The organism is Streptomonospora wellingtoniae (assembly GCF_031845375.1).
In the GTDB taxonomy this organism is placed as follows: domain Bacteria; phylum Actinomycetota; class Actinomycetes; order Streptosporangiales; family Streptosporangiaceae; genus Streptomonospora; species Streptomonospora wellingtoniae.
On the sequence record NZ_JAVREK010000049.1, the window covers coordinates 1 to 3,882 of the forward strand.

Below are 3,882 nucleotides of genomic sequence, written 5' to 3' on the forward strand. Positions count from 1 at the left end.
ACCCTCAGGAGAGACCGCACGCCATGAGCCGCACCGGCCGCGTCGAACGCGCAACCAAGGAGACCAAGGTCGCCGTCGAGATCGATCTGGACGGCAGCGGGGTCGCCGACGTCTCCACCGGCGTCGGCTTCTTCGACCACATGCTCGACCAGCTCGCCAAGCACGGCCTGTTCGACCTGACCGTGCGCACCGAGGGCGACCTGCACATCGACTCCCACCACACGATGGAGGACACCGCGCTGGCGCTGGGTGCCGCATTCGGTCAGGCCCTCGGCGACAAGGCGGGCATCCGCCGCTTCGCCGACGCCAAGGTGCCGCTCGACGAAGCGCTCGCCGAGGTCACCGTGGACGTCTCGGGGCGGCCCTACCTGGTGCACAGCGAACCCGAGGGCATGGCGCCGGTGATCGGCCGTGACTACGACACCACGATGACCCGGCACATCCTGGAGTCGTTCGTAGCCCAGGCCCGCGTGGCCCTGCACGTCCGCGTGCCCTACGGCCGCAACGCCCACCACATCGTCGAGTGCCAGTTCAAGGCGCTCGCGCGGGCGCTGCGCCAGGCCTGCGAACCCGACCCCCGCGTCAGCGGCGTGCCCTCGACCAAGGGTGCGCTGTAGTGACCGAGGTGTGGGGCGTCCTGCTCATCGCCCTGGGCGGGCTGCTGGCCGGCGGAACGGTCCCGATGTGGAAGACCAACCGGGCCCTGGCGGTCGCGCTCGCGGTGTGCGCGCTGCTGGCGGTGGCGGCCGGGGCCCTGCGCCTGGGCTACTTCGGCGGCTGAGGCCGGCGTCCGCCGCCGGGCCCCCGACGAACCGCGACCCAGGAAAGGCGGGACCGACGTGAGCAAGCGAGTCGTCATCCTCGACTACGGTTCGGGCAACCTGCGCTCGGCCCAGCGCGCCCTCGAACGCACCGGCGCCGAGGTCGCCGTCACCGGCGACCCGCACGCGGCATTGGACGCCGACGGCCTCGTCGTGCCCGGAGTCGGCGCCTTCGCCGCGTGCAGCGACGGGCTGCGCGCCGCCGGCGGTGACCGCGTCATCGGCAAGCGCCTGGCCGGCGGGCGGCCGGTACTGGGAATCTGCGTCGGCATGCAGGTGCTCTTCGAGCGCGGCGTGGAGCACGGCGTGACCAGCCGGGGCTGCGCCGAATGGCCCGGTACGGTGGAGCGGCTGCGGGCGCCCATCGTGCCGCACATGGGCTGGAACACCGTCCGGGCGCCCGAGGGCAGCCGGCTCTTCGCCGGTCTCGGCGCCGACGAGCGCTTCTACTTCGTGCACTCCTACGGTGTGCTGGAGTGGACGCTGGAACCCGCCTCCCCGCGGATGGCACCGCCCCTGGTGGCCTGGAGCACCCACGGCACCCCCTTCGTGGCGGCCGTGGAGAACGGCCCGCTGGCGGCCACCCAGTTCCACCCCGAGAAGTCCGGCGACGCCGGCGCCCGGGTGCTGGCCAACTGGGTCGGCACGCTGTGACGGGGCCGCGCGGCGTCCGCACCCGCACGCACCGCCCTTCGACCGCAACCCACGAGTAAGGCCACCGATGTCTTCCACCCTTGAACTGCTGCCCGCCGTCGACGTGGCGGGCGGGCAGGCCGTCCAGCTCGTCCAGGGCAAGGCCGGCTCCGGCGGCCAGTACGGCGACCCCCTGCAGGCGGCGCTGGGCTGGCAGAGGGCCGGCGCGGAGTGGATCCACCTCGTCGACCTCGACGCCGCGTTCGGCCGGGGCCACAACCGGGAGTTGCTCGCCGGAATCGTCGAGCGCGTCGACATCCGCGTCGAGCTCTCCGGCGGCATCCGCGACGACGAGTCGCTCGACTCCGCCCTGGCCACCGGGTGCACCCGCGTCAACATCGGCACCGCCGCGCTGGAGAACCCCGACTGGTGCGCGCGCATCATCGCCGAGCACGGCGACCGCATCGCCATCGGCCTGGACGTGCGCGGCACAACCTTGGCCGCCCGCGGCTGGACCCGGGACGGCGGCGACCTGGACGCCACGCTCGACCGCCTGGAGGCCGAGGGATGCGCCCGCTACGTCGTCACCGACGTGACCAAGGACGGCACGCTCAAGGGCCCCAACCTGGACCTGCTGCGCTCCGTCGCCCGGCGCACGGACAAGCCCGTGGTCGCCAGCGGCGGCATCGCGACACTCGACGACCTGACCGCCATCGCCGCGCTCACCTCCGACGGCGTGGAGGGCGCGATCATGGGCACGGCGCTCTACGAGGGCGCCTTCACCCTCCAGCAGGCCCTGAAGGCGGTGCGCGCGGCATGACACTGGCGGTACGCGTCATCCCCTGCCTCGACGTCGACGCCGGACGGGTGGTCAAGGGCGTCAACTTCCAGAACCTGCGCGACGCCGGCGACCCCGTCGAGCTGGCCGGCCGCTACGACACCGAGGGCGCCGACGAGCTGACCTTCCTGGACGTCACCGCCTCCAGCGGCGACCGCGAGACCACCTACGACGTAGTCCGGCGCACCGCCGAGCAGGTCTTCATCCCGCTGACCGTGGGCGGGGGAGTGCGGACGCCCGAAGACGTCGACCGGCTGCTGCGCGCCGGCGCCGACAAGGTGGGCGTCAACACGGCCGCCATCGCGCGCCCCGAGCTGATCCGGGAGATCGCCGAGCGCTTCGGCAGCCAGGTCCTGGTGCTGTCCGCCGACGTGCGCCGCGCCGCGGGTGAGCACTCCACCCCCAGCGGATTCGAGGTCACCACGCACGGCGGCCGGCGCGGCACCGGCATCGACGCCGTCGAATGGGCCGCCCGCGGCGCCGAGCTGGGGGCCGGCGAGCTGCTGCTGAACTCCATGGACGCCGACGGCACCCGGGCGGGTTTCGACCTGGAGCTGATCCGGGCCGTGCGCGCGGTGGTGGGGATCCCGGTGATCGCCAGCGGCGGAGCCGGGCAGGTCGGCCACTTCCCGCCGGCGGTCGACGCCGGCGCCGACGCGGTCCTTGCCGCCAGCGTGTTCCACTTCGGCGAGTTCACCGTCGCCGACGTCAAGTCCGAGCTGCGCGCCCACGGCAGCCCGGTCCGCTGAGCCCCCGCGCGCGGGCAGCGCGTCGTGACCGCGCCGATCCGGGTCCTGGTCTGCGACGACCAGGTGCTGGTGCGCACCGGGCTGGTGACGGTCGTCGACGCCCAGCCGGACATGGAGGTGGCGGGCGAATGCGGGGACGGGCGGGCCGCGGTCGACCTCGCCGCCCGGTTGCGTCCGGACGTCGTGGTCATGGACGTGCGCATGCCGGTGCTCGACGGGATCGAGGCCACCCGCCTGCTGGCCGGCGCCGGGGTGGACGGCCCCGTCAAGGTGCTCGTGGTGACGACGTTCAACCTGGACGAGTACGTCTACGAGGCGTTGCGCGCCGGCGCGAGCGGGTTCCTGCTCAAGGACGCGCCGACGGCCCGGCTGCTGCACGGGATCCGGACCGTGGCCACGGGGGCCGCGCTGCTGGACCCCGACGTGACGCGCCGGCTCGTGGGCAGGTACGCCACCCGGATCCGGCCCGCCGAGGGTTCCGGCAACGACACCCCGCTGACCCCCCGTGAGCTGGAGGTCCTGCGCCTGGTCGCCGACGGCCTCTCCAACGGCGAGATCGCCGCGGCCCTGGTGCTGAGCCCGGAGACCGTCAAGACCTTCGTGTCGCGCATCCTCACCAAGCTCGACCTCCGCGACCGAGTCCAAGCGGTCGTCTACGCCTACCGCCGCGGTCTGGCGACCTGAAGCGGGGGACGGGCTGCGCTCGCCGCCGCGCCCCCGTTATGTTTTTGGTGGCCCTGCAACAGGGCCACCGGCCTCTGGGCCCGGCATGACTGTGTCCCCCTGTCGAACCCATGACCCGGGGGGTGGTGTCACCGGGCCCGAGAGGTGCCGTCGGAGA

The 3,882-nt window shown here is 73.5% G+C and carries 6 protein-coding genes; all 6 read left to right on the forward strand.

What is annotated here, in order from left to right; translation table 11 throughout:
- Nucleotides 1–23 precede the first annotated feature (23 nt).
- The 6 genes from hisB (at nt 24) to RM446_RS24535 (ending at nt 3,725) form a co-directional block, all read left to right on the forward strand.
- On the forward strand, nt 24–617 hold the full coding sequence (gene hisB, locus RM446_RS24510; protein ID WP_311547819.1) for an imidazoleglycerol-phosphate dehydratase HisB: 594 nt from the start codon (nt 24–26) through the stop codon (nt 615–617).
- Nucleotides 617–781 carry a hypothetical protein gene (locus RM446_RS24515; protein ID WP_311547814.1) on the forward strand — a complete coding sequence of 55 codons (165 nt, stop codon included), beginning with the start codon at nt 617–619 and terminating at the stop codon, nt 779–781. Before hisB ends, RM446_RS24515 begins: the two co-directional genes overlap by 1 nt.
- 58 nt (nt 782–839) lie before the next feature.
- Entirely contained in the window at nt 840–1,475 is a 636-nt protein-coding gene (gene hisH, locus RM446_RS24520) for an imidazole glycerol phosphate synthase subunit HisH (protein ID WP_311547815.1), read from the forward strand.
- Between the two features lie 67 nt (nt 1,476–1,542).
- The gene (gene priA, locus RM446_RS24525; RefSeq protein WP_311547816.1) at nt 1,543–2,274 is read left to right on the forward strand and encodes a bifunctional 1-(5-phosphoribosyl)-5-((5-phosphoribosylamino)methylideneamino)imidazole-4-carboxamide isomerase/phosphoribosylanthranilate isomerase PriA; all 732 of its coding nucleotides are present in this window, start codon (nt 1,543–1,545) and stop codon (nt 2,272–2,274) included.
- The gene (hisF, locus tag RM446_RS24530; protein WP_311547817.1) at nt 2,271–3,041 is read left to right on the forward strand and encodes an imidazole glycerol phosphate synthase subunit HisF; all 771 of its coding nucleotides are present in this window, start codon (nt 2,271–2,273) and stop codon (nt 3,039–3,041) included. Before priA ends, hisF begins: the two co-directional genes overlap by 4 nt.
- A gap of 24 nt (nt 3,042–3,065) precedes the next feature.
- Nucleotides 3,066–3,725: a response regulator transcription factor gene (locus tag RM446_RS24535; RefSeq protein WP_311547818.1), complete on the forward strand. Its 660-nt coding sequence runs from the start codon at nt 3,066–3,068 to the stop codon at nt 3,723–3,725.
- The last annotated feature ends 157 nt before the right edge of the window (nt 3,726–3,882 follow it).